The organism is Shewanella sp. 0m-6, from assembly GCF_052977325.1.
The window spans coordinates 51869-73248 of record NZ_JBRIMD010000007.1 but is presented as its reverse complement, the minus strand read 5'-3'; the positions used below and the strand labels follow the sequence as shown (position 1 = coordinate 73248).

Here is a 21380-nt window from a genome sequence, read left to right as displayed (position 1 = left end):
CTAGTAGGCTTTCTTTATCGTTATACAGGGTACTAAACAACCCCTTAAATTTAACATTTTTTTACCAACTTGATAAAGCTATATTCAAGCTGTTTATCATTTTTCGCTACATCTCGAGAGACTTCTTGCCAGCTACCATCATTCCACTCAGGAAAGAAGGTATCACCCTCGACAGTTAATGCAATTTCAGTGAGATACAAGATATCTGCTTGAGCCAGTAACATTTCATATAGCTGGCCTCCCCCTATCACAACAAGCTCCGCACAGTCTCCTGCGGCAAGTTTAGCCTGCTCAAAACTCGTGACGGTTGTCACCCCTTCAATAACGAGATCTGCTTGACGACTAATGACAATATTATGTCGTCCGGGCAATGGGCGCCCTATCGACTCATACGTCTTTCGCCCCATGACGACAGGCTTGCCCAAGGTCATGGCCTTAAAGTGGCGTAAATCTTCAGGAAGGTGCCATGGCATTTGGTTATCTTTACCAATGACGCGATTATTTGCCATTGCGGCAATCATAGCTATTTTCATGAAACTTCCTTTTATTTTTATATTGTCAGATACAGTATGTTTAGCTTACCTAAGCGTTAATGATTGAACACGTATTAGCTAAGAACGAATAACTATCGAATGAAAGATTCTAGTTACTTAATGACTGGACGCGAACGGAAATAGAGCAGACTCGGCATCGCAAGCCCCACAGAGAGTGCGCCTAAAATAAACACCGTTTTAAGGCCGTTACTGACAACTTGGTAAATCAGCTCAGGGCTCATATCGGCTTGCGCTGTTAGCTGCACCAAACCTATTACGGTATTAAATGCATAGGTGCCTGGGATCATAGGAATAATTGCAGCTACAGCATACATTAATGGCGGCGCTAAATGCTTTCTAGCAAACGCTATCGTTATAACGCCGACCAAAGCTGCGGCTAAAAATGTCGCCCACTCGATAGGCAAACCAAAGCTTAACCACATGGTACGGCTACCATGTCCCATTGCTGCCGCGATTGCACAGTAAGGTAAAAATCGACGCGGTACATTAAATACCATAGCAAAACCAATGGCTGGAATAGCAGAAAAAATGGCGTCATTGAGCATGGTTAATAATAATGAGATCACAGGAATAATCCTCCAATCTGCATTGCGATAGTAATGCCTATAACCGACGCTACCGTAAGCAAAGTGGCCTGTCCCCAGCGAGAGATCCCCACATTGAGGTGACCTTTAACCATATCCGATATGGCGTTAATCATTGGGAAACCAGGCACGAGCATTAATACACTTGCCGCCATAGGCAACTTAGGGGTATCAGTCAGGTCAAATTGATATCCCGTTTGTGCTATTAGCGTCGTCACGAAGGCAGTCACACTAAAGTTAAGCAGTAAATTATAATGACGTTTAGCAATTGATAATCTGACAAACATACCCGCTGCCGAGGCGAAAAAGGTAATCAAACAGGCCGTTAAATCACCACCAAATAAGTGGCAAAAACTTGCACATGATAAACCAATCATGGGCACGACATATTTAGCGGGGTAGGTTTTTGGTTGGATCCGGCCAACACGCTTACGTACTTCCGTTAGGCCATAAATGCCTTTTTCGGTGAGTAAACAGATACGTTGGAGTTCGCAAACTACGGTCATATTAATGCCATGTTCGCGAATGCGCCGCGTCGTTGTAATACAACGGCCGACGGCCAAGCTGGTAAGTACTAACGAGTTGGAAGAGATGGATATCTCAACGCTTTCTAAACCTAAGGCGTGGCCTAAGCGCTGAGTGATCTCTTCAACAAGTTCAGATTCAGCGCCATAAGCTAGCAGAAGTTGAGCAACCCTAACGACTTGACGAGTAATGTCATTTTGCGTTGTAGCGTACACCTTTTCTCAACTTCCTCTTATGCGAATAATTATCTTTGGTAGATAATCTCTACATCGTAGTCATCTTCATCAAAGTCGTCATCGAAATCATCGTCAAAATCTTCATTGACTGATTCGTTAGCGTTCTGATGATAGTTATCCCACTTGAACTCGACTTCGGCATCGGCATCAACTTCTTCTTCAGGAGGAAGTGAAGCAATAAAGTCTAGTAGTTTAAGGGCTAACTCAGCAGTACCTTCACGGTTATAAGCTGAAATCGTATAGATATCGCCATCCCACTCAAGTTCTTTAACGATATGGTCGATTCGCTCTTGTAGCTCTTCTTCCAACATCAAATCTGCTTTGTTAATCACTAACCAGCGCGGCTTACCCGCAAGCTTTGGAGAGTGCTTTTCAAGCTCACCAACGATAGCACGAGCAGACTCAACAGGATCGCTACCATCGATAGGCTCAACATCTAGAATATGCAGCAATACACGACAACGCTCTAAGTGCTTCAAGAATTGAACACCAAGACCTGCGCCATCAGCAGCACCTTCAATAAGACCTGGAATATCGGCGATTACAAAGCTTTGACCCGGTCTAGGGTTAACAACACCTAAGTTAGGAACCAAAGTTGTAAACGGATAGTCAGCCACTTTCGGCTTAGCCTTAGACACTGAGCGAATAAAGGTCGACTTACCTGCGTTAGGCATACCTAACAAGCCTACGTCTGCTAACAATAACAGCTCCAGCTTAAGGCTACGCACTTCACCGTCGGTACCTAACGTCTTCTGCCTTGGCGCACGGTTAGTACTACTCTTGAAACGAGTATTACCTAGACCATGGAAACCACCTTTAGCCACAAGCAATTTTTGCCCGTGAGTGGTTAAGTCACCCAGTGACTCCTCAGTATCGTTATCGATAGCGCGAGTACCTACAGGCACTTTAAGGATCAAGTCTTCACCGCCGTGACCGGTACAATCACGTCCACGACCATTCTTACCGCGCTCGGCAATATGGAAGCGTTCAAACTGAAAAGTGATCAGTGTGTTAAGGTTCTCATCGGCTTGTAGATAAACACTACCACCGTCGCCACCATCACCACCATCAGGACCACCATCAGGAACATATTTTTCACGTCTAAAGCTAACGCAACCACTGCCACCATTTCCGGCTTCTACACGGATAATAGCTTCATCGACAAACTTCATACCAACTCCTGGCACCACAGAATGAAAGAATTATACTCTTAACGATTCTAGTCGCCAAAACACAATTTACTTAATTTTGAAAAAACAAAGCCCCACCAATGGCGGGGCTTAATATTAATTATTAGCTGAGCTAAGAATTAATCTTCGATGCTGATGAACTTACGGTTCTGTGGACCTTTAACTTCAAACTTCACTTTACCATCGGTAAGTGCGAATAAAGTGTGGTCACGACCGATACCAACATTAACACCAGCGTGGAATTTAGTACCACGTTGACGAACGATGATGTTACCAGCTAGAACTGATTCACCGCCGAAGCGCTTTACACCAAGACGTTTACTTTCTGAATCGCGGCCGTTACGAGTAGAACCGCCAGCTTTTTTATGTGCCATGAGTTATTCTCCTAATTAAGCGTTGATAGCTGTAATTTTAACTTCGGTGAACCATTGACGATGGCCCATCTTCTTATCGTGGTGCTTACGACGACGGAACTTAACAATAGTTACCTTCTCCGCACGGCCGTGGCTGATAACTTCAGCAACAACCTTTCCACCTTCAACTAAAGGTGCACCTACGTGTACAGTTTCACCATCAGCAACCAAAAGAACTTGGTCAAATTCGATAGTTTCGCCTGTAGCGACTTCTAATTTCTCTAAACGAACTGTATGGCCGGCTTCAACGCGATGTTGCTTGCCGCCACTTTGAAAAACAGCGTACATAGCTATTTTACTCCGATATTTCTAACACGCCGCTCAAAACATATTTGTTTGATGCAGGGGTGCTATAAAAGCTTTAATGACAATGGTCGCGGAGTTTACGCTAAGAACAGGCTGCTGACAAGCCTTAATTAACTTAGAATAAAAAAAGACCCAAATAACTCTCACATTCATCTACAACTACTGTCTTGTACCGTAAATTTAGGTAGAATCCAATTATTATAACATTAAGCCTTAATTGAGCTGCAATGTTACTCAGCAGCCAACAAGAACTAGAGCCTACTTATGGATTTAAACGCCATTCGTCAATTGACTGATAGCGATATGCAAGCTGTCAATCAACTGATCTATAAACAACTAGAGTCAGATGTTGCCCTAATTAATCAACTTGGGTTCTACATTATTAACGGTGGCGGTAAACGCTTGCGACCTCTGCTATCTATTCTAGCAGCTCGCGCCATTGACTATAAAGGTGAATCTCACCTTAAATTAGCAGCCATTATCGAATTCATTCACACCGCGTCACTTTTACATGATGATGTTGTTGACGAGTCGATGTTGCGACGCGGCAGAAAAACTGCCAACGCCCTATTCGGTAATAGCGCTAGTGTATTAGTCGGTGACTTCTTATATACCCGCTCGTTCCAAATGATGACGGAACTCAAGTGCCTAGACGTGCTAGAGATCCTCGCTGACGCAACAAACGTGCTCGCGGAAGGTGAAGTCCTACAATTGATGAATTGTAATGACCCTGACACCACAGAAGACAGCTACATGCGCGTCATCTATTGCAAGACAGCCAAGCTATTTGAAGCCGCTACTCGCCTTGCAGGTTTGCTCGCAGACAGCCCTATTGAGGTGCAAACCGCACTGGCTGAATACGGTAAGTATTTAGGTACAGCATTCCAGTTAACCGACGATCTTCTCGATTACACAGCAGAAACAGAAGAGCTAGGTAAAAACATCGGTGACGACTTAGCTGAGGGTAAGCCTACACTGCCGCTTATTTTTGCTATGGCAAATGGTAACGACACTGAAAAGACGCTTATCCGTGAAGCTATCGAGAAAGGTGACGGAACTGAGCATATCGAGGTGATCCTTGCCGCACTTAAAAACTGTGGTGCATTGGAGTACACAGAGAAGCGCGCTATCGAGGAGTCTGACAAGGCCATTGCAGCACTGGCCATCATTCCAGAGTCCGATTATAAAGAAGCGCTCATCTCGCTTGCGAGAATAGCAACTCAACGCAGTAACTAAGATCGAAGTAACTAATTATTCTCTTTAAATTAGCACCTTGATGCCATTGAGAAACAAAAAAGGAGCCTAAGGCTCCTTTTTTATTATGACCCACAAGAGGTCAGTCATCGTTTATTTAACGAATTCGATACCCAGCACAATATCAGCCTTTAGTGTATCTAGCATAGCGTCACGAGCATTCGCTTCAAATGCGCTTACATCGCCATAAGCAAGGACTTGCTCAACACCGTTCTTACCAAGTACAACAGGTTGTGCAAAGAACTCAGTATGCTCACTGCCGCCATCAACATAGGCGCATTCAATCACATTTGCTTCACCTTGAAGACCACGAACAAGTGATAAGCCGAAACGACATGCAGCTTGCCCCATAGATAGGGTTGCGCTACCGCCACCCGCTTTAGCTTCAACAACTTCCGTACCCGCATTCTGGATACGTGTCGTTAATGCTGCAACTTCTGCATCGGTAAAGCTTACGCCTTCAATTTGTGACAGCAGCGGAAGAATCGTCACTCCACTGTGCCCACCGATAACATTAACTTTAACGTCTGCAACGTTTAAGCCTTTTGCTTCAGCAACGAACGTTTCTGAACGGATAACATCCAACGTTGTAACACCGAACAAACGGTTCTTGTCGTAAACACCCGCTTTTTTCAATACTTCAGCAGCAATGGCTACGGTTGTATTTACAGGGTTTGTAATGATACCGATTAATGCCGTAGGGCAAGTCGCGGCACATTTTTCAACTAGATTACGAACTATACCTGCATTGATGTTAAATAGATCTGAACGATCCATACCCGGCTTACGAGCAACACCCGCAGAGATAAGTACAACATCAGCACATTCTAGTGCAGCAGTAGGATCTTCACCAGCGAAACCTTTTACTTCTACCGCAGTAGGGATGTGGCTTAAGTCAACCGCAACGCCTGGCGTAACAGGGGCAATATCATAAAGCGACAATTTTGAACCCGCAGGTAATTGAGTTTTTAACAGTAGGGCAAGCGCCTGGCCAATACCACCAGCAGCACCAAGTACAGCAACTTTCATAATGATCTCCGTCAATTCTCAGATTTTTGTGATTTAGATCCACCTTTCCAAGGCCGCAACAGTACTGGATTCACAAAAAAAATTCAATTATCCCTTAGTCGTGTTGAATATAATCTAGAACGCTAATGTAAGATGGTAAATGAGTAAAGTGAGTGTACATCAGCGATACAGAGCTAAAACCATAATAAATTAGCATAACAAAATTTAGAATAATCATTCTAACTTAAGTTGAATCATTGAGTCTAACTGGGTTTATTAATGAATTTTTATTCAAAAAAACGAATACCAATTGACAAAAACGGCGAAAATATTCATGATGAAGCAGATTTTTTTGAATAAAGAATAATAATATATGCAAGCTAGTAAAAGCCCAGATGATTTAGTTAAGACGTTCAAATCTATTTTAAAAGAGGAGCGTTTTGGCTCTCAAAGTGAAATTGTTATCGCCCTTCAAGCAGAAGGCTTTAGCAATATAAACCAATCTAAAGTTTCTCGTATGCTAAGTAAGTTTGGCGCGGTTAGAACCCGTAACGCAAAGCAAGAGATGGTTTACTGCCTTCCAGCAGAGCTTGGCGTTCCTACTGCCGGAAGCCCGCTTAAAAACCTGGTACTGGATGTTGACCATAACCAAGCCATGATTGTTGTCAGAACTAGCCCTGGTGCAGCGCAATTAATCGCGCGTCTACTCGACTCAATAGGTAAGCCTGAGGGTATTTTGGGGACTATTGCTGGTGATGATACGATTTTCATCTGTCCATCTAGTATCCATAGCATTGAAGACACGCTAGAGACAGTTAAGTCACTGTTTAATTATGCTGATTAATTACGCCGACTAAACATAAAGCGACGATTTTTTTAAATGCTGTACCCTCAGGGCTACAGCATTTTTTGTTTGTTGCATAATCAGCCTCCATCACTCGACCGTTTACCTAGGCTCTGCACCGTAACCCAATCATTTAGCTTAATGCCCCCTGTATGAAACACTATGTTTTATACAATATATTGAATAGCAGCTTCTCTCTCGAGCAATAATCGTTATAATCCTCAATGACAGTACTGTTAGTCGAGGGCAAATAATGAATAAAAGTAAAATAATAAATATCAACGATATATGCTGGGAATCTTGGCAGCATGAAGATCAGTATGCCAGCGAGCAAAAGCACATTGGCGATACCGCCGGTGGAGAAAAAATTGGCGTGACCATGGAACGCTTAGCGCCAGGTAAGTCCTCAGCTGTTGCCCATTACCATACAAAAGAAGAAGAGCATATCTACGCGATGCATGGCGAAGCGACGCTATACATTGACGGCGAGCCTCACCCTTTTAGTCAGGGAGAATATATCTGCTTTAACGCTGACACGGGTGTGTCTCATAAACTCGTCAATCATAGTGAGCAAGAGTTTGTTTTTCTGGTCGTTGGTAACCGAGACATACATGACGTAGTTGTGTACCCAGAAAATAACAAGGTGCTAGTAAAATCTGTCAACGAAGTTTACGCTAAACGCCCCACCAATTATTGGGATAAAGACGAAGCTTAGCGCGAATAATTCACTTTGTTACGCCCAATAAAAAACGCACTTTACTGTGCGTTTTTTATGAGTCAGTAAAACCTTGCGAATTAGCCCGCTGTAATCATAAAGTCTAATGATGGCGCAAAGAATGACGAACCTGTTAATGCTTGAGTAAAATGCATTAAATGGTCATGGTTGCCTTCACTATCGCCATGCACCATGCTCTCTAGCATCTTTTCGAAATTAACTGAATTGCGGCAAGTAGAGATAAACATCAAGCCTTGCTCTTTAACTGAACCATAAGGCATGCTTTGCCTTAAGATCTCCATAGACTTACCTTCACTGTCTTTCAGGTTAACACGCTTAATGTGGCTCGTAAGCGGTTTATCAGCCGATGCATACTCGATATTGTCCGCTTTAGTACGCCCAATAACATCTTCTTGCTTCTTGACTGGCAGACGGTTCCACTTACTTAAGTTATGGGCAAACTTTTGTACATGAATATAACTTCCGCCTTTAAAACGGCTGTCTTCCTCGCCGATTAATGCAACTTCCTGACGACTACGTCCTTTAGGGTTCTCGGTGCCATCAACAAAGCCGCTCAAATCACGAGAGTCCATGAATCTAAAGCCACGCTCTTCATCAATGAGTTCAACTAAGCCTTCAAACATTTGATTAACTTCGTTAGCCACCAAGTGCAGAATATCAAAACGATCACAACGGATATGCACAAATAAATCATACTCGATAGCCGGTGCATCTCGATTACCTCGATTCATCGCAGGGAAAGGTTTTAGCTCTTCTGGTCGAGCATGGGGGTATAAGGTGTCCCAATAATTAGCACCAATGGCAACAAAACCATTAAAGGCACTATCAGAATATTGATCTGCTAATTCATAAATATACTGAGCCACATTCGCCACACAAGGGCGCATGTCAGACTCAACACTATCATTAGCATTAAACATTAAGTAGACACTGTGCAAGTTTCCTTCTGCACAAACTCCAAGCTGTTCACGAGGCATAACCTGACTATCCATTATTATAAGTAACCCTTAGCATAATTAATTTTCGGCAACATTATGGACAACTTTAGTGATTAATATCATTAACTGACGCACAATAACTAAAATCAATAGTCAATTCCTTGAACTAACTACAACTTAAGCAAGCAAGAAAATCTACTTTGCTCACATTATCTCACATGTAAATTAACTAAAACGCGTCTGTAAGCGGTGATGGCTTAACGATTAAGCGACTAGGACTGAGTGATTAAACTCTTTTAACTAGAACAAAACCAAACTATGGTTCTGACACGCTATAGCGACCCGCTGGCCAAGTACTAAGTCTCGCTGCGGACTGTGGATCTCTATGACAGTTTCATCGACCTGAACTTGATATTGGCAGATATTTCCTAAAAAGCGTCGCTCAATCACTTCGCCAACACCGTTAGCATCCGCTTTCAATAATAAGTGCTGAGGCCTTAGCAGCACTTCAGCCGTGGAACCGACTGGCAGCTTAAGTAAACTTTCACTCACGATTTCACCAATGCTAGTGGCAATGCAATAGTCACTAATGACTTCAGCCTTAAGGTAATTCCCCGCTCCTAGAAAATCTGCGACATATTTATCTGATGGCGCTAAATATAAGCCTTCGGCATCACCACACTGCACGATTTCACCGTGATTAAATAGCGCTAGCTTATCTGCAAATACAAACGCTTCATCTTTACTGTGTGTCACGAAAACCGCACTAACATTATGCTTTTTCAAAATATCGCGGATCTCGAGCATCATTTCACGGCGTACTTTGGCATCAATATTTGAAAACGGTTCATCGAGCAATAACACTTCAGGCTTATAAGCCAGCGCTCTTGCGATTGAGACCCTTTGTTGTTGACCACCCGATAACTCATGGGGGTAACGTTTCGCCAATCCTTCGAGTTTGACTAACGCTAACATCTCTTCTAAACGTGATCGCCTGACTGCTTTATCACGAGTTCGTAAACCAAAAAGAATATTATCAGCCACAGTTAAATGAGGAAAAAGCGCATAATCCTGAAAAATCATCCCAACGCCTCGCTGCTCGCTAGGAATAAAACAATCATCGGATGCCACGACTTTATTATTAATGATTATCTGGCCATGAGTAATCGCCTGAAGCCCCGCAATTGCGCGCAACAAAGTGGTTTTACCACAGCCGCTTGGACCAAGTAACGCGACAATCTCACCTTTCTCAACGGTTAAATCTAGGCCCTTTAAAACGACTTGCCCCTGGTAGTCGCTAACAACCTGTTGTACTTGTAATGTGGCCATATTAATTATCATGCTCCAAGGAACGATTTAGGTAGATAAGCGGAATAAGACCGACTAATACAATGACAATCGCAGCCAGTGCCCCGTGCTCTAGCTGCTCATCAGATACAAACTGAAAAACATAGGTGGCTAAGTTTTCAAAACCTATCGGCCTTAGCAATAACGCTGCAGGCAACTCCTTCATACATTCGATAAATACCAGCAATAAGCCAGCAAAAATACCTTTTCTCAGAAGAGGAATATGCACCTGTCGTAAAAGTCCTAATGGCTTAAGGCCCATAGTGATCCCCGCCATATCCAGTGAGGGGGAGATCCGTTTATAACTGTTTTCTATACTGCCGATAGCAATTGCGGCAAAGCGAATACAAAAAGCGCACACAATAATAAAGCTGCTGCCCGTTAAGATGAGCCCTGGGCCCTCAAAGCCAAAGTATTCGGCTATATCATTGATTGCAAAATCGAGTTGGGTAAAAGGTACTAAGATCCCAATGGCTAACACGGTACCTGGCAGAGCATAGCCCGTTGATGCTAAGCGAGAAGGAAGAATATCGGCCCGCCTAGGGCTAACCCTACGAATGAACATCAACACAATACCAATAGCCACACAGATGCAGCTCACCACCACCGCTATCCATAAGCTATTAAAGCTATATTCAAAGAACTCTTGATTCCAGCTTTCGGCAAAATAGCCATAGGCATACTGCACTAATATAATAAAAGGCAGTAAAAAAGCGACAAAGAGTAAGGCTGCGCAGTAACTCATTGCAGCCAGAGCTTTCAGCCCGGTCAGAGGATAGATATCGAGTTCGCCTGGCGTTGATTGTTTCTGAAACAACTTTTGTTTTCGCCTCGCGAAACGCTCAAAACCCACCATGGCAAAAATCACTAATAACATAATGGTTGAAAGCTTTGCAGCCGCTGCTAAGCTGCCATATTCAAACCAGGTATCGTAAACAGCCGTAGTCAATGTTGGCACGGCAAAATAGCTTACGGTGGCAAAATCTGCCGCTGTTTCCATAGCAACCAATGCCGCACCAACAGCCAATGCTGGACGCGTCATAGGTAAACTTAAACGCCAGAAGCTTTTCCAAGGCCCACAGCCCATCACTCTTGTTGCTTGACTTAAACTAGCGGATTGCTCCATAAAAGCCGTTCGTGCCAGTAAGTAGATATACGGAAACAACACGAGCGACAACATAATGGCAGCGCCGCCCAATGAGCGTACCTCTGGAAAGTAATAGTCTTGAGGTGTTTGCCAACCAAAAAATGTGCGCAAGCCGCGCTGCACAGGGCCAGCATAATCAAATAAGTCGGTATAAACATAGGCCACGACATAAGCTGGCATGGCTAAAGGCAGCAGTAACGCCCACTGAAAAATTCGACGCCCAGGGAAATGACATTTAGCCACCAGCCATGCGGCTGGGACCGCGATGATAAGTGAGCCAATAACGACCCAAAACATCAGCCACAGGCTATTACTGATGTAGGTGGGTAATACAGTATCAAATAGATGGGTAAATACAGAACCATCAGGCAAGAATGATTGACCGATAAGTGCAATAAGTGGCATAACAATCAATAGTGCCAAGGTATAACTTGCTACAGACCAGCCCTTGGCTAAGCCTAAAACCATAATCTTTACTACCTACATATAACGTGAAAAATTTTAGCCAAAAATAAGAAAACCTATCTCGATAGATAGGTTCAATGGTATTTCAATTGTTGGAACTAACACACTGCGAATATGACTATATACACACTTAGCAGGCTTTTCTAGAAGACTTAATCTAGAGGCTTAATCCAGAGAGCTTAATCCAGAGAGCTTAATCCAGAGAGCTTAATCAAGTAGAGTTGCTCTAGAGAGTTAGCCTAGAGGCTTTAACCTATCTGATTAACCTCAATAATTGAGTTTACGCCGAATATGTTAGCCCAACCTTAAATATTTTTACCATCAATTACAGATCGAACTTCACTTCATCAAGCAACTTAATCGCTGCACCATGATATTCAGCTAATTTGTAGATAGGTAAATCATCAGCTTTAAACGTTCCCCAAGAAGCTACTATCTTAGATGGTGCGACGTTGGCTTTAACTGGATATTCAAAGTTCACTTCAGCGTAAGTGTGCTGGGCTTTATCACCAGATAAGAACTCCATCAACTTAAGTGCAGTTTGTTTATTTTTGGAATATTTCGCCAGCGCCATACCCGAAACGTTAATGTGGGAGCCATAATTGTCTTGATTAGGGAAGTTAATCTCTATGGCATCAGCCCAAGCTTTTTGCTTAGGATCTTGTAACATCTTACCTAAGTAGTAACTGTTACCAATCGCGAGATCACACATACCTTCGCTTACCGCTTTAACTTGTGCGCGATCATTTCCCTGTGGCTTTCTGGCTAAATTGGCCTTCCACCCCTCTAACCAGGTTTTTGTTTCTTGCTCACCGTGATGTGCAATCATTGAAGCCACAAGAGAAACGTTATATGGGTGTTTACCACTACGCGTACAAATTTTACCTTTATATTTAGGATCCGCTAAATCTTCGTAGTTGATATCAAGTTTGCCGAGCCTGTCTTTAGAGCTATAAATATTACGCACTCGCATTGTGAGCGCATACCACTCATCATCTGGTGAACGGTATTTTGCAGGGATATTCTGTTTTAAGGTATCGCTGTTTGCTGGAGCAACTAAATCTTTTTCTACTAACTCCATCAAACGGTAAAAGTCAGATGTCAGCACTATGTCGGCTTTAGATAAACGCCCTTCACGCATCATACGTTCAGCAATACCCTTCTTTGAGAAAACCACGTCAACTTTAACGCCAGTCTCTTTAGTAAAGTCAGCCAATATGGGGTCAATAAGAAAAGCTTGGCGATAGGAATATACCGTCAGTCTTTCAGATGCATTTGCTATTGATGCAATACATGCAAGCCCCATAACAGCAAGACTCTTTACTATTTTCATTACGCTTCTCCCTTCAAGTGCTACCCTGCGACCACCAACTGATAGTGATAACAATTCTCAATTGCGTTAAGGGTAATCAAATTGGTAAGAAACAGCAAGTCATTGTGAGCGATTTAAACAAACAAAACTAAAATTGATAAAAATCAGTAAACACTTAACTTACATGCATTTAAATTAACAAATACTGATTAAACGATCCTTGTGGCCGAGATGCTAACAGTGCCGCTTACCAATATTTCTCAACCGTTATCTGCCCAGGTGCACGGCGTAGGTTTTTAGTGAGTCCTTTGTCTTTCAGCGCCTGCTGCGCCTCTGTAATCATTCCTGGATTACCACAGATCATCACCTGGGATTCAGTAGCACTTAGGGATAAGCCTGCTTTAGCTTCAAGTTCACCGCTTACAATGACATCTGGGATCCGCTTAGTTAATGCGCCATCAAATGGTTCACGAGTTACCGACAATATTAACTGAAACCGTTCAGGATAAGTTTGTTCAAATCGCTTTAAGTGCTCAAGATAGGCCAAATCTTTCCCTTCTCGTACACCATATACCAGCACCAGTTTTTCATAGTTAAGCCATGGCTCAGGGGTATCCATTATGGAGATAAAAGGTCCGACTGCTGTGCCAGTCGCTAAAAACCACAAATGCTTGCCCTGCTCTTCATCTTTAGGCAACTCATCTAAGGTCATAAAGCCGGTCGCTTTAGTAGCGACATCAATAACATCACCGACTTCTAATGCCTGTAAGTTTGGAGAGAGTTGACCATCATCGACGGCAACGGCTAACACCTCGATATAATCGCAACCTGGTGGATTAACTAACGAGTAGGCTCGTCCAATCCTTTTATCGTCAACAATGCGACTAAGCTTAATGAACTGCCCAGCAATAAAGTCACCAATATCAACTTTAATTTTGAGCGAAAACAGTTTATCGCTCCAATCTAATCTTTCAATAACTTGCCCTTCTATCCACATAAGACACTCCCCTTTCGTTTAATTGAGCATAAGCTTTTATTCTAACTTCAGAAAGATTAATCTAAAGACTGTTGTTATTTCATACAAGCAGACCCTCTATACCTTTGCTCCTCCTAGGGGAAAGTGATTTTTTAATTCGAAATTTTAGACGTTAATTCAGTAGGTAGTCGATGATTCAGGCCAAGAAAGCCCTCGCAATAACGCTAACCACCTTAGCGATTATCACTACAAGTTTTAGTTGCTACGCCCAAGAAAAGCTTGAACCTAAAGCAGACCATCAGGCAAAAATCATCGTATTGGTTAGGCATGCAGAAAAGCGTGATGATGGTTCTCGCGATCCCGAACTCAGTCAACAGGGCAGTATCAGAGCCAAGGCGCTAACAGAGGCTTTAGCTGATGTAGACTTGTCACAACTCATCGCGTCAAACTACCAAAGAACGCAGTTAACTCTGGCTCCTATAGCGCTTCAAAGAGGCTTGGATGTCGAAATCGTTCAAGTAAAATCAGGGATTAAAACCCACATAAATGACATCGTATCCTTAGTGCGTAGCTCACCGGGCAATAGCCTTATCGCTGGTCATTCCAATACTGTGCCCCTAATCATTAACGCGTTAGGCGGCCCTTTAGTGCAGCAGATAGATGAGGATAATTATGGTGAGTTATATCAATTACGCATTTCAACAACGGGGAAGGTCAGTTTGTTAAAGACCCGCTTTGGCCAACCTTTTATAGATTAAAGGGCTAGCTTACTCAGCAATAAAACCGATGAGCCCCTATTCAAAGTGAAAACAAAATAAAGACAGAATGAGGGTAAAATAAAGACAATATAAAGACAATATAAAGACAATATAAAGACAATATAAAGACAATATAAAGACAAAATGAAATATAACAAATTAGGCTTGGTATATTTGTATTTAAGTGATTAAATACCTTCCTCACAAAAGCACTAAAAATGCAATCTTGGTCACACAAATAAAGTCTTGTTTATGCAAAATCTTGTGACCATCAGGAAGAGTAAGCGCTGAAAGAATACTCACAACAAACAACGCAAAACTTAACCCACTACTTTTAAAAGTGAACCAAAGCAGATCAGCGATTGCTTTATCATACGCCATTGCTGCTTGCTTTAACCAATGACAATGTTCAAATACGGCTTTAGCTTAATAAAAGATGAGCTAAAGACAAGCTAGCGCTTACTGGAGATCAGATATGGGCAACTTAAATACACAGCCAAACAATAGATCACTTTCATCTAGCTGTAGCAGTTGTGAGCGAATGACTGTGATAGAAGGAGAGTACATCTGCTTTATAGAGGGAAAAATCATAGGGTTAACCCAGATATCCGATCCCTCTCCAAAACCTAAACTCATTTGTGATGGTTGGAAAATTGGTAAGTTACACTTTTAGGCGCTCAGCATGCCTGCATAATCTCGAGCCGAGAATTTAGGCTCATGCAATAAGCCCGGTAACGAAGCGACAGGCGCAGCCTTCGCGAGACTTAGGCCACGGGTTGTCACTCGCATTCCAGCACATAATTCAAAATACGCTACTTCAAGTTCATCATTTTCTAGCCCGCGCTTTTTTAGCGTTGCCATAATCGCAAGCCAGTCAGTATTTACTTTACTCTCTTGCCCTTCAATCTGGGCCAGTATAGGTATATTTTTCATTGTGACCTTCTGCATTAGCTTCCCGTTAAATTATGTTCAATTATAGACATATGAAACTGAACCTATGCTGAACCCGAAACAGGCTTTTCTTAATCAATCAACTCTATCGACCTGATTCTTGCTGTACTCGCCATAAATTAGCATAAAGACCGTTAGCCGCAAGTAAATCACTATGGTTACCGGTTTCGACAACCTTGCCCTTACTCAATACTATGATTCTATCCGCATCAACCACAGTTGAAAGTCTATGGGCAATGACTAAACTCGTGTGGCCTTTTGCCACCTCCTTCAGTGCCGTTAAGATTGCCTGCTCCGAATGACTATCTAATGAGGAAGTCGCTTCATCAAACACTAAAATGGGCGACTTTTTCAATATGGCTCTGGCTATTGCGACGCGCTGCTTTTCCCCACCCGACAATTTTAAGCCTCGCTCACCGACTCGAGTTTGACCACCCTCGGGTAAGCTTTCGATAAATTGACTGAGATGCGCCATCTTTATCGCACTGTTGACCTCTTCCATAGTGGCACTTGGTCGACCATAACGCACATTTTCAATCAAGGTATCATTAAATAACACCGTATCTTGAGGGACTATAGCAATAGCCTGCCGCAAACTGTCTTGAGTAACGCTGCGAATATCCTGCCCATCAATACAGACTCGCCCACCAACCACATCGTAAAAACGAAATAGCAATTTAACTAAGGTCGACTTACCCGCGCCACTATCACCAACTATGGCCACTTTTTGGCCCGCTTCAATGGTAAAACTGACATCATCTAAAATAGTCCGAGAGTCATATTGAAAGCTTACATTTTCAAATGATACTCGCCCTTGCGTTAGTGCTTGAGCTTTGGCATTCGCGGCATCGTTAATCATAGGAGCCCTGTCCAATAGAGCAAACATACGCTCAATATTGGCAAATGCGCCTCTGATCTCTCGATACACAAATCCTAAGAAGTTAAGCGGAATAAATAGCTGCATCATAAAAGCGTTAACCAACACAAAGTCACCTATGGTCATATCGCCTTGAACAACATCGAAGGCCGCCATGCCCAGCATCAATGTCATCGCAACGGAGATGATACAAGCTTGCCCCGCATTTAACGCAAACAGGGATAAGCGATTCTTGCGCTTAGCCTGTTCCCATTGCGCCAATGCAGCATCATATTGGTTAGCTTCGTATTGCTCATTATTAAAATACTTCACTGTTTCATAGTTAAGTAAACTATCAATCGCCCGTGTACTAGAGATTGAATCTGCTTTTGCTGCGTCACGAACGTAGCCAGTACGCCACTCGGTAGCCACGATAGAATAGGCGCCATAGGCGATAACCGACAGTAATGTCACGCCAGCAAATGCATAGCCATAGTTATAAAATAAAATCCCTACAACCAAAATGATCTCTAAAATCGTCGGTACAATATTGAACACCATAAATCGCATCAAGAAACTCATGCCGCTGGTGCCTCGTTCAATATCTCGAGATAAGCCCCCGGTCCTACGCTCTAAATGAAACGCCATATCTAAACGATGTAGGTGCTCAAAGACTGCCATGCCTAATCGCCTAATTGCACGCTCGGTTACCCGTCCAAATAGGGTGTCTCTTACTTCCGAAATAATGGTATTGAGTAATCGAATACCGCCATAGGCGATAACTAATGAGATAGGGACTGCCACAAGCTCTTTCGGTGACGTACTTGATAACCCATCCACCAGCGCCTTAAGTAAAAAAGGCAGCCCAACACTGGCAAGTTTTGCTACGACTAAACACAGTAATGCCAGGCCAACCCTTTGTTTAAATTCTATTAAATATGGCCATAGCATACGCAGAACATGCCAATTTATGTTGCCAATCGGTTCATCAAAATACAGAGAGGGGCGCATTTTTTATCCCAAAGAAAATTTACAATTGACCCACTGACCACGACTCATTTAAATGACAATCAGCGAGTGATCTTAAGTACTATTAAAAAGCCATTAATGTAGCAAAAAAGTTAACAGACTATGACGACTGTCTATGTTATCGTGCAACTTTAGCCTTACTAGGCTAAAGGAGTGGCTTTCTAAATGGGTTAGTTTGCACGTTTTTCGACAAACTTGTACGAATTAACGCAAATTCTGTTAACCCAAAGAAAAGAATTTGCTACTCTCTGCGCAATAAAACGAAGAGTGACAGGTTAAGAGCCAACTACAGCTCTTTCAAGTTAACTAGATAAAGGATGCAAACATGCTTGACTCATCCCAGCCAAAATATCCCCCCTTACCACTCATCCAAACATGGATATGGATGATGACTCAATCAGGAAATCCGGAAATTCAGGAAAAGGGTCAAAACAATCTAATTACTTCGTTTGGCAGCTTAGCTAAAGCCAATGAGTACTTACTTGAGCAAGGTAAGAAGTAATGCTAATCGAAGCTAATTGAATAAATTACTCGATCAAAAAAGGAGGCCTATGCCTCCTTTTTTGTATTGTAAATTAAGCGACTCTGCGCTTAACAACACTATCATTCAATGTTGCCAGCAGCTTTTCACTATCTTGCCACCCAATGCAAGCGTCTGTCACACTCTGACCATAGCAAAGAGACTGCCCTTCAATATGATCCTGACGCCCTTCAACCAAGTTACTTTCAACCATCACACCAAAGATAGACGTATCACCATTAGCCATTTGCGCTCCAACATCATCGCCAACCAACATCTGGCGCTCGAACTGTTTGCTACTGTTTGCATGGCTAAAATCAATCATGATGTTATTCGCTAAACCTGCCTTGTCTAATTGCTTATTAATCGCAGCAACATGCTCAGCGCTATAGTTTGGCTCTTTGCCACCACGCAAAATAATATGACAGTCAGGATTTCCTTTGGTCTCAACAATAGCCGAATGGCCAAACTTAGTCACAGATAAGAAATGATGCGGCGCGCTTGCAGCACCAATAGCGTCAATCGCCACCTTAATTGTGCCATCTGTGCCATTTTTGAAACCCACTGGACTTGATAGACCCGATGCTAATTCGCGATGTACTTGAGACTCGGTAGTACGTGCACCAATTGCCCCCCAGCACATGAGATCGGCAACATACTGCGGCGTGATCATATCTAAAAACTCACCCGCGGTAGGTAAGCCCATGTTGTTTAAGTCTAACAAAAGCTTACGTGCGGTACGTAAACCATCATTTAGCTTGAAGCTATTATCCATATCGGGGTCGTTGATCAAACCTTTCCACCCCACCGTGGTGCGTGGCTTTTCAAAGTAGACTCGCATCACGATTTCTAGCTGGTCTTTATAACGCTCTCTAAGTTCAACTAAACGCTTACCGTATTCAAGTGCTGCGACAGGATCATGAATAGAGCACGGCCCAATAACCACTAATAGGCGGTCATCTTTCTTCGCTAAAATATTATGTATGCTTTCGCGGGCATTAAATACGGTCGCTGATGCGTTCTGTGTTGCGGGAAATCGCTCCAAAATAGCAATTGGAGGTAACAACTCTTTTATCTTATTAATTCGAACATCATCATTTTGGTAATACATGGTAATACTTAGCTCCGTCTAGCCTATGAATACAGATCTCTCAATTGCGATACTGCATTCAATTTATCCAGTATGAACTTAGATTGCAATCAAGTTATGATTATTTCATATAATTATTTTTAACTATTTGTTTAAAAAGAAATTAGAAATTAAAAATTTATATAAAGTGTCAAAGTAAGCTGCAAATAAGCCCACTAAACTGTTAATTATTCCTAAAGATTACAATTTAAAAGCTAAAGCCTGCTGTACGCAAAAAATAATAAAATTTATCCATAAAATAAGCCTGTACGGCTTGCCCGCGAGCCAATTTAAAGCGCAGTAGGCTCAGCAGTAAGTTCACCCTGTCAGTGAAACAAATGGACTCAATTAAGCTGCTTGGCGAGATAGAGCGAGACTATTAAGCGAAGCAGTTAAAGCGAAGCGAAAAATAGTCTAGCAATATATGTGCGCTGACACTTGGCAGGACTCAAGATGAATCCCGAGTAACTCCTAAACTGCCGCGATGCATATACTAACAATACCTAAATCGAACGATTAGCGCAGTTGCTCTCAAGGCCTCAAGCTCTAATCGAGCGGTACCTTAGCGCCCTGCTCTTTAGGAGAGTCGATTTGAATAAAAAGCTCCTTATTTTGGTAAGCATAAGGTCTGTAAAATAAACCTTGGCAGGAAAAGTATCGATAAGGCATTGCGAAAGGCACACAACCAAAAGGTAAGCTTTGTAATATTTGGATCTGTTGCTGATAACGCAGCGCTTCACGCCATGCATGCTGCCTTTGCACTTCATCCCTAACCGCAAATGCATCAAACGGCTCACTGGACTTTCGCACTATAACTTGGCCAGCGCTGGCACTTGTCGCCAGCGCCATAAGCAATATAGTGCTCAGTAGTTTCAATGCTTTCATAAAAGATCCATGCTCAACCCGCTGATAACTTACTTTAGCCTAATTCTGTTGAGCCTTAAACTCTCTGATCACATAACAATACATGAAACAAAAGAGCTTATACCCATAGGCATAAGCTCTTTATTTATATCACGGCTTGTAACTGTTGGTTACTCTGAAAGCCTAACTACCACTCTTAACCGATACAAACTCTGGATAAGCATCAATTCCGCAATCAGAAGCATCCATTCCATTATATTCTTCTTCTTCTGTAACACGGATCCCCATGGTCACCTTCAGTGCAAACCAAACCACAGTCGACGCTAAAAATACCCAGCCAAAAATTACGGCCGCGCCATATAACTGGGTCAAGAGTGACGCATCAGCATTTGATACTGGCACTAATACCAGTCCAAGCAATCCTGCAACACCGTGAACAGAAATCGCACCAACTGGATCATCAATCTTGATCCTATCGAAGGCAACAATCGAGAACACCACTAAGCCACCCGCGACAGTACCAATCACACCAGCCATGACTAATGAGGGTGACAATGGATCCGCTGTAATCGCTACCAGCCCAGCTAAGGCACCATTTAAGATCATGGTCAAATCAGCCTTCCCCCAAATCAGTCGACATACAATCAGCGCAGCAATCGCGCCAAATGCTGCCGCCGAATTGGTGTTAACAAATATTTTAGCCACAGCGCTGGCATTCTCAGCATCCGATATCAAAAGCTGCGAGCCACCATTAAAGCCAAACCAGCCCATCCATAAAATAAACATACCCAGCGTTGCCATAGGTAAATTTGAACCCGGAATAGGGTTCACTTGACCGTTAGCGCCATACTTACCTTTACGCGCACCGAGCAGTAATACACCTGAAAGCGCTGCTGCAGCCCCCGCCATATGTACAATGCCACTGCCTGCAAAATCAACAAAACCAGCTTCAGACAGAAAACCGCCGCCCCATGTCCAATAGCCTTCAACAGGGTAAATTACCGCCGTCATAAATACTGAGAAACACAAAAATGCCCATAATTTCATACGCTCGGCAACCGCGCCAGATACAATAGACATTGCCGTAGCCACAAACACGACTTGGAAAAAGAAGTCTGACTCCAATGCATGATCAGCCCCTTCCCCTTGAGAGCCAATTAATGAGCCGAATGAGGGCAACCATCCCCCTTCGGCATTACCAACATACATGATGTTGTAGCCCACAATCAGGTACATCACACAAGCAATAGAATATAGACACACATTTTTAGTGAGAATTTCAGTGGTATTTTTAGAGCGAACTAACCCGGCTTCTAACATGGCAAATCCTGCAGCCATCCACATGACTAGTGCGCCTGAAATCAAAAAATAAAATGTATCTAGGGCAAAGCGTAACTCTGTTACCGTCAGTCCCAACTTAGTTAAATCATCCATCAGC

The 21380-nt window shown here is 42.8% G+C and carries 22 protein-coding genes; 5 read left to right on the top strand and 17 right to left on the bottom strand.

Annotated elements, in window-relative coordinates:
* Window positions 1–50: 50 nt before the first annotated feature.
* The 6 genes from folA to rplU form a co-directional block, all read right to left on the bottom strand.
* The gene (folA, locus tag ACVBJC_RS07500; protein ID WP_447160252.1) at window positions 51–533 is read right to left on the bottom strand and encodes a type 3 dihydrofolate reductase; all 483 of its coding nucleotides are present in this window, start codon (window positions 531–533) and stop codon (window positions 51–53) included.
* A 113-nt stretch (window positions 534–646) separates the two neighbouring features.
* Window positions 647–1120 carry a threonine/serine exporter family protein gene (locus ACVBJC_RS07495; protein WP_447160251.1) on the bottom strand — a complete coding sequence of 158 codons (474 nt, stop codon included), beginning with the start codon at window positions 1118–1120 and terminating at the stop codon, window positions 647–649.
* Entirely contained in the window at window positions 1117–1878 is a 762-nt protein-coding gene (locus ACVBJC_RS07490) for a threonine/serine exporter family protein (RefSeq protein WP_447160250.1), read from the bottom strand. Before ACVBJC_RS07490 ends, ACVBJC_RS07495 begins: the two co-directional genes overlap by 4 nt.
* 29 nt (window positions 1879–1907) lie before the next feature.
* Window positions 1908–3071, bottom strand: a complete 1164-nt coding sequence (cgtA, locus tag ACVBJC_RS07485) for an Obg family GTPase CgtA (protein WP_447160249.1) — start codon at window positions 3069–3071, stop codon at window positions 1908–1910.
* 137 nt (window positions 3072–3208) lie between these two features.
* Entirely contained in the window at window positions 3209–3463 is a 255-nt protein-coding gene (rpmA, locus tag ACVBJC_RS07480) for a 50S ribosomal protein L27 (RefSeq protein ID WP_012154114.1), read from the bottom strand.
* Window positions 3464–3478: 15 nt separating this feature from the next.
* Complete coding sequence (gene rplU, locus ACVBJC_RS07475) at window positions 3479–3790, bottom strand: 50S ribosomal protein L21 (RefSeq protein WP_028765847.1); 312 nt, start codon at window positions 3788–3790, stop codon at window positions 3479–3481.
* Between the two features lie 282 nt (window positions 3791–4072).
* On the opposite strand from rplU, the gene ispB reads away from it, so the two are divergent.
* Window positions 4073–5044 (top strand): octaprenyl diphosphate synthase, encoded by a 972-nt coding sequence (gene ispB, locus ACVBJC_RS07470; protein ID WP_447160248.1) that lies wholly within the window; start codon window positions 4073–4075, stop codon window positions 5042–5044.
* Between the two features lie 111 nt (window positions 5045–5155).
* Here ispB and mdh read toward each other — a convergent pair whose 3' ends face one another.
* Complete coding sequence (gene mdh, locus ACVBJC_RS07465) at window positions 5156–6091, bottom strand: malate dehydrogenase (RefSeq protein WP_447160247.1); 936 nt, start codon at window positions 6089–6091, stop codon at window positions 5156–5158.
* 352 nt (window positions 6092–6443) lie between these two features.
* On the opposite strand from mdh, the gene argR reads away from it, so the two are divergent.
* Both argR and ACVBJC_RS07455 read left to right on the top strand, forming a co-directional pair.
* Window positions 6444–6914, top strand: coding sequence for a transcriptional regulator ArgR (argR, locus tag ACVBJC_RS07460; RefSeq protein WP_439267726.1), 471 nt, complete (start codon window positions 6444–6446; stop codon window positions 6912–6914).
* A 253-nt stretch (window positions 6915–7167) separates the two neighbouring features.
* Window positions 7168–7629 carry a cupin domain-containing protein gene (locus ACVBJC_RS07455; RefSeq protein ID WP_447160246.1) on the top strand — a complete coding sequence of 154 codons (462 nt, stop codon included), beginning with the start codon at window positions 7168–7170 and terminating at the stop codon, window positions 7627–7629.
* 80 nt (window positions 7630–7709) lie between these two features.
* Here the strand turns inward: ACVBJC_RS07455 and ACVBJC_RS07450 are convergent, their stop codons facing one another.
* From ACVBJC_RS07450 to ACVBJC_RS07430, 5 genes are all read right to left on the bottom strand, one after another.
* Window positions 7710–8642 carry a Dyp-type peroxidase gene (locus tag ACVBJC_RS07450; RefSeq protein ID WP_447160245.1) on the bottom strand — a complete coding sequence of 311 codons (933 nt, stop codon included), beginning with the start codon at window positions 8640–8642 and terminating at the stop codon, window positions 7710–7712.
* A gap of 246 nt (window positions 8643–8888) precedes the next feature.
* The gene (locus ACVBJC_RS07445; protein WP_447160244.1) at window positions 8889–9917 is read right to left on the bottom strand and encodes an ABC transporter ATP-binding protein; all 1029 of its coding nucleotides are present in this window, start codon (window positions 9915–9917) and stop codon (window positions 8889–8891) included.
* Window position 9918: 1 nt separating this feature from the next.
* Window positions 9919–11550, bottom strand: a complete 1632-nt coding sequence (locus ACVBJC_RS07440; protein WP_447160243.1) for an ABC transporter permease — start codon at window positions 11548–11550, stop codon at window positions 9919–9921.
* A gap of 322 nt (window positions 11551–11872) precedes the next feature.
* Window positions 11873–12880: a Fe(3+) ABC transporter substrate-binding protein gene (locus ACVBJC_RS07435; protein WP_447160242.1), complete on the bottom strand. Its 1008-nt coding sequence runs from the start codon at window positions 12878–12880 to the stop codon at window positions 11873–11875.
* A 226-nt stretch (window positions 12881–13106) separates the two neighbouring features.
* Window positions 13107–13856: a ferredoxin--NADP reductase gene (locus ACVBJC_RS07430; protein WP_447160241.1), complete on the bottom strand. Its 750-nt coding sequence runs from the start codon at window positions 13854–13856 to the stop codon at window positions 13107–13109.
* A 170-nt stretch (window positions 13857–14026) separates the two neighbouring features.
* On the opposite strand from ACVBJC_RS07430, the gene ACVBJC_RS07425 reads away from it, so the two are divergent.
* Window positions 14027–14593, top strand: coding sequence for a histidine phosphatase family protein (locus ACVBJC_RS07425; protein WP_447160240.1), 567 nt, complete (start codon window positions 14027–14029; stop codon window positions 14591–14593).
* Window positions 14594–15262: 669 nt separating this feature from the next.
* Here ACVBJC_RS07425 and ACVBJC_RS07420 read toward each other — a convergent pair.
* Together ACVBJC_RS07420 and ACVBJC_RS07415 are read right to left on the bottom strand one after the other, a co-directional pair.
* Window positions 15263–15526, bottom strand: a complete 264-nt coding sequence (locus tag ACVBJC_RS07420; protein ID WP_447160239.1) for a hypothetical protein — start codon at window positions 15524–15526, stop codon at window positions 15263–15265.
* A gap of 103 nt (window positions 15527–15629) precedes the next feature.
* On the bottom strand, window positions 15630–17411 hold the full coding sequence (locus ACVBJC_RS07415) for an ABCB family ABC transporter ATP-binding protein/permease (RefSeq protein ID WP_447160238.1): 1782 nt from the start codon (window positions 17409–17411) through the stop codon (window positions 15630–15632).
* Between the two features lie 343 nt (window positions 17412–17754).
* Here ACVBJC_RS07415 and ACVBJC_RS07410 point away from each other — a divergent pair, with 343 nt between their 5' ends.
* Window positions 17755–17931, top strand: coding sequence for a hypothetical protein (locus ACVBJC_RS07410; protein ID WP_447160237.1), 177 nt, complete (start codon window positions 17755–17757; stop codon window positions 17929–17931).
* A gap of 73 nt (window positions 17932–18004) precedes the next feature.
* On the opposite strand, the gene aroG is transcribed toward ACVBJC_RS07410, so the two are convergent.
* The 3 genes from aroG to ACVBJC_RS07395 all read right to left on the bottom strand — a co-directional run bounded on the left by aroG (window position 18005) and on the right by ACVBJC_RS07395 (window position 21376).
* Window positions 18005–19060 (bottom strand): 3-deoxy-7-phosphoheptulonate synthase AroG, encoded by a 1056-nt coding sequence (gene aroG, locus ACVBJC_RS07405; RefSeq protein WP_447160236.1) that lies wholly within the window; start codon window positions 19058–19060, stop codon window positions 18005–18007.
* 564 nt (window positions 19061–19624) lie between these two features.
* Entirely contained in the window at window positions 19625–19963 is a 339-nt protein-coding gene (locus ACVBJC_RS07400; protein ID WP_447160235.1) for a hypothetical protein, read from the bottom strand.
* A 162-nt stretch (window positions 19964–20125) separates the two neighbouring features.
* Window positions 20126–21376 (bottom strand): ammonium transporter, encoded by a 1251-nt coding sequence (locus ACVBJC_RS07395; RefSeq protein ID WP_447160234.1) that lies wholly within the window; start codon window positions 21374–21376, stop codon window positions 20126–20128.
* Window positions 21377–21380: the final 4 nt, after the last annotated feature.

Coding starts and splice junctions, on each gene's coding strand:
- folA (WP_447160252.1), bottom strand. CDS start 533: ATGAAAATAGCTATGATTGCCGCAATGGCAAATAATCGCGTCATTGGT.
- cgtA (WP_447160249.1), bottom strand. CDS start 3,071: ATGAAGTTTGTCGATGAAGCTATTATCCGTGTAGAAGCCGGAAATGGT.
- rpmA (WP_012154114.1), bottom strand. CDS start 3,463: ATGGCACATAAAAAAGCTGGCGGTTCTACTCGTAACGGCCGCGATTCA.
- rplU (WP_028765847.1), bottom strand. CDS start 3,790: ATGTACGCTGTTTTTCAAAGTGGCGGCAAGCAACATCGCGTTGAAGCC.
- ispB (WP_447160248.1), top strand. CDS start 4,073: ATGGATTTAAACGCCATTCGTCAATTGACTGATAGCGATATGCAAGCT.
- mdh (WP_447160247.1), bottom strand. CDS start 6,091: ATGAAAGTTGCTGTACTTGGTGCTGCTGGTGGTATTGGCCAGGCGCTT.
- argR (WP_439267726.1), top strand. CDS start 6,444: ATGCAAGCTAGTAAAAGCCCAGATGATTTAGTTAAGACGTTCAAATCT.
- ACVBJC_RS07455 (WP_447160246.1), top strand. CDS start 7,168: ATGAATAAAAGTAAAATAATAAATATCAACGATATATGCTGGGAATCT.
- ACVBJC_RS07450 (WP_447160245.1), bottom strand. CDS start 8,642: ATGGATAGTCAGGTTATGCCTCGTGAACAGCTTGGAGTTTGTGCAGAA.
- ACVBJC_RS07445 (WP_447160244.1), bottom strand. CDS start 9,917: ATGGCCACATTACAAGTACAACAGGTTGTTAGCGACTACCAGGGGCAA.
- ACVBJC_RS07440 (WP_447160243.1), bottom strand. CDS start 11,550: ATGGTTTTAGGCTTAGCCAAGGGCTGGTCTGTAGCAAGTTATACCTTG.
- ACVBJC_RS07435 (WP_447160242.1), bottom strand. CDS start 12,880: ATGAAAATAGTAAAGAGTCTTGCTGTTATGGGGCTTGCATGTATTGCA.
- ACVBJC_RS07430 (WP_447160241.1), bottom strand. CDS start 13,856: ATGTGGATAGAAGGGCAAGTTATTGAAAGATTAGATTGGAGCGATAAA.
- ACVBJC_RS07425 (WP_447160240.1), top strand. CDS start 14,027: ATGATTCAGGCCAAGAAAGCCCTCGCAATAACGCTAACCACCTTAGCG.
- ACVBJC_RS07420 (WP_447160239.1), bottom strand. CDS start 15,526: ATGAAAAATATACCTATACTGGCCCAGATTGAAGGGCAAGAGAGTAAA.
- ACVBJC_RS07415 (WP_447160238.1), bottom strand. CDS start 17,411: ATGCGCCCCTCTCTGTATTTTGATGAACCGATTGGCAACATAAATTGG.
- ACVBJC_RS07410 (WP_447160237.1), top strand. CDS start 17,755: ATGCTTGACTCATCCCAGCCAAAATATCCCCCCTTACCACTCATCCAA.
- aroG (WP_447160236.1), bottom strand. CDS start 19,060: ATGTATTACCAAAATGATGATGTTCGAATTAATAAGATAAAAGAGTTG.
- ACVBJC_RS07400 (WP_447160235.1), bottom strand. CDS start 19,963: ATGAAAGCATTGAAACTACTGAGCACTATATTGCTTATGGCGCTGGCG.
- ACVBJC_RS07395 (WP_447160234.1), bottom strand. CDS start 21,376: ATGGATGATTTAACTAAGTTGGGACTGACGGTAACAGAGTTACGCTTT.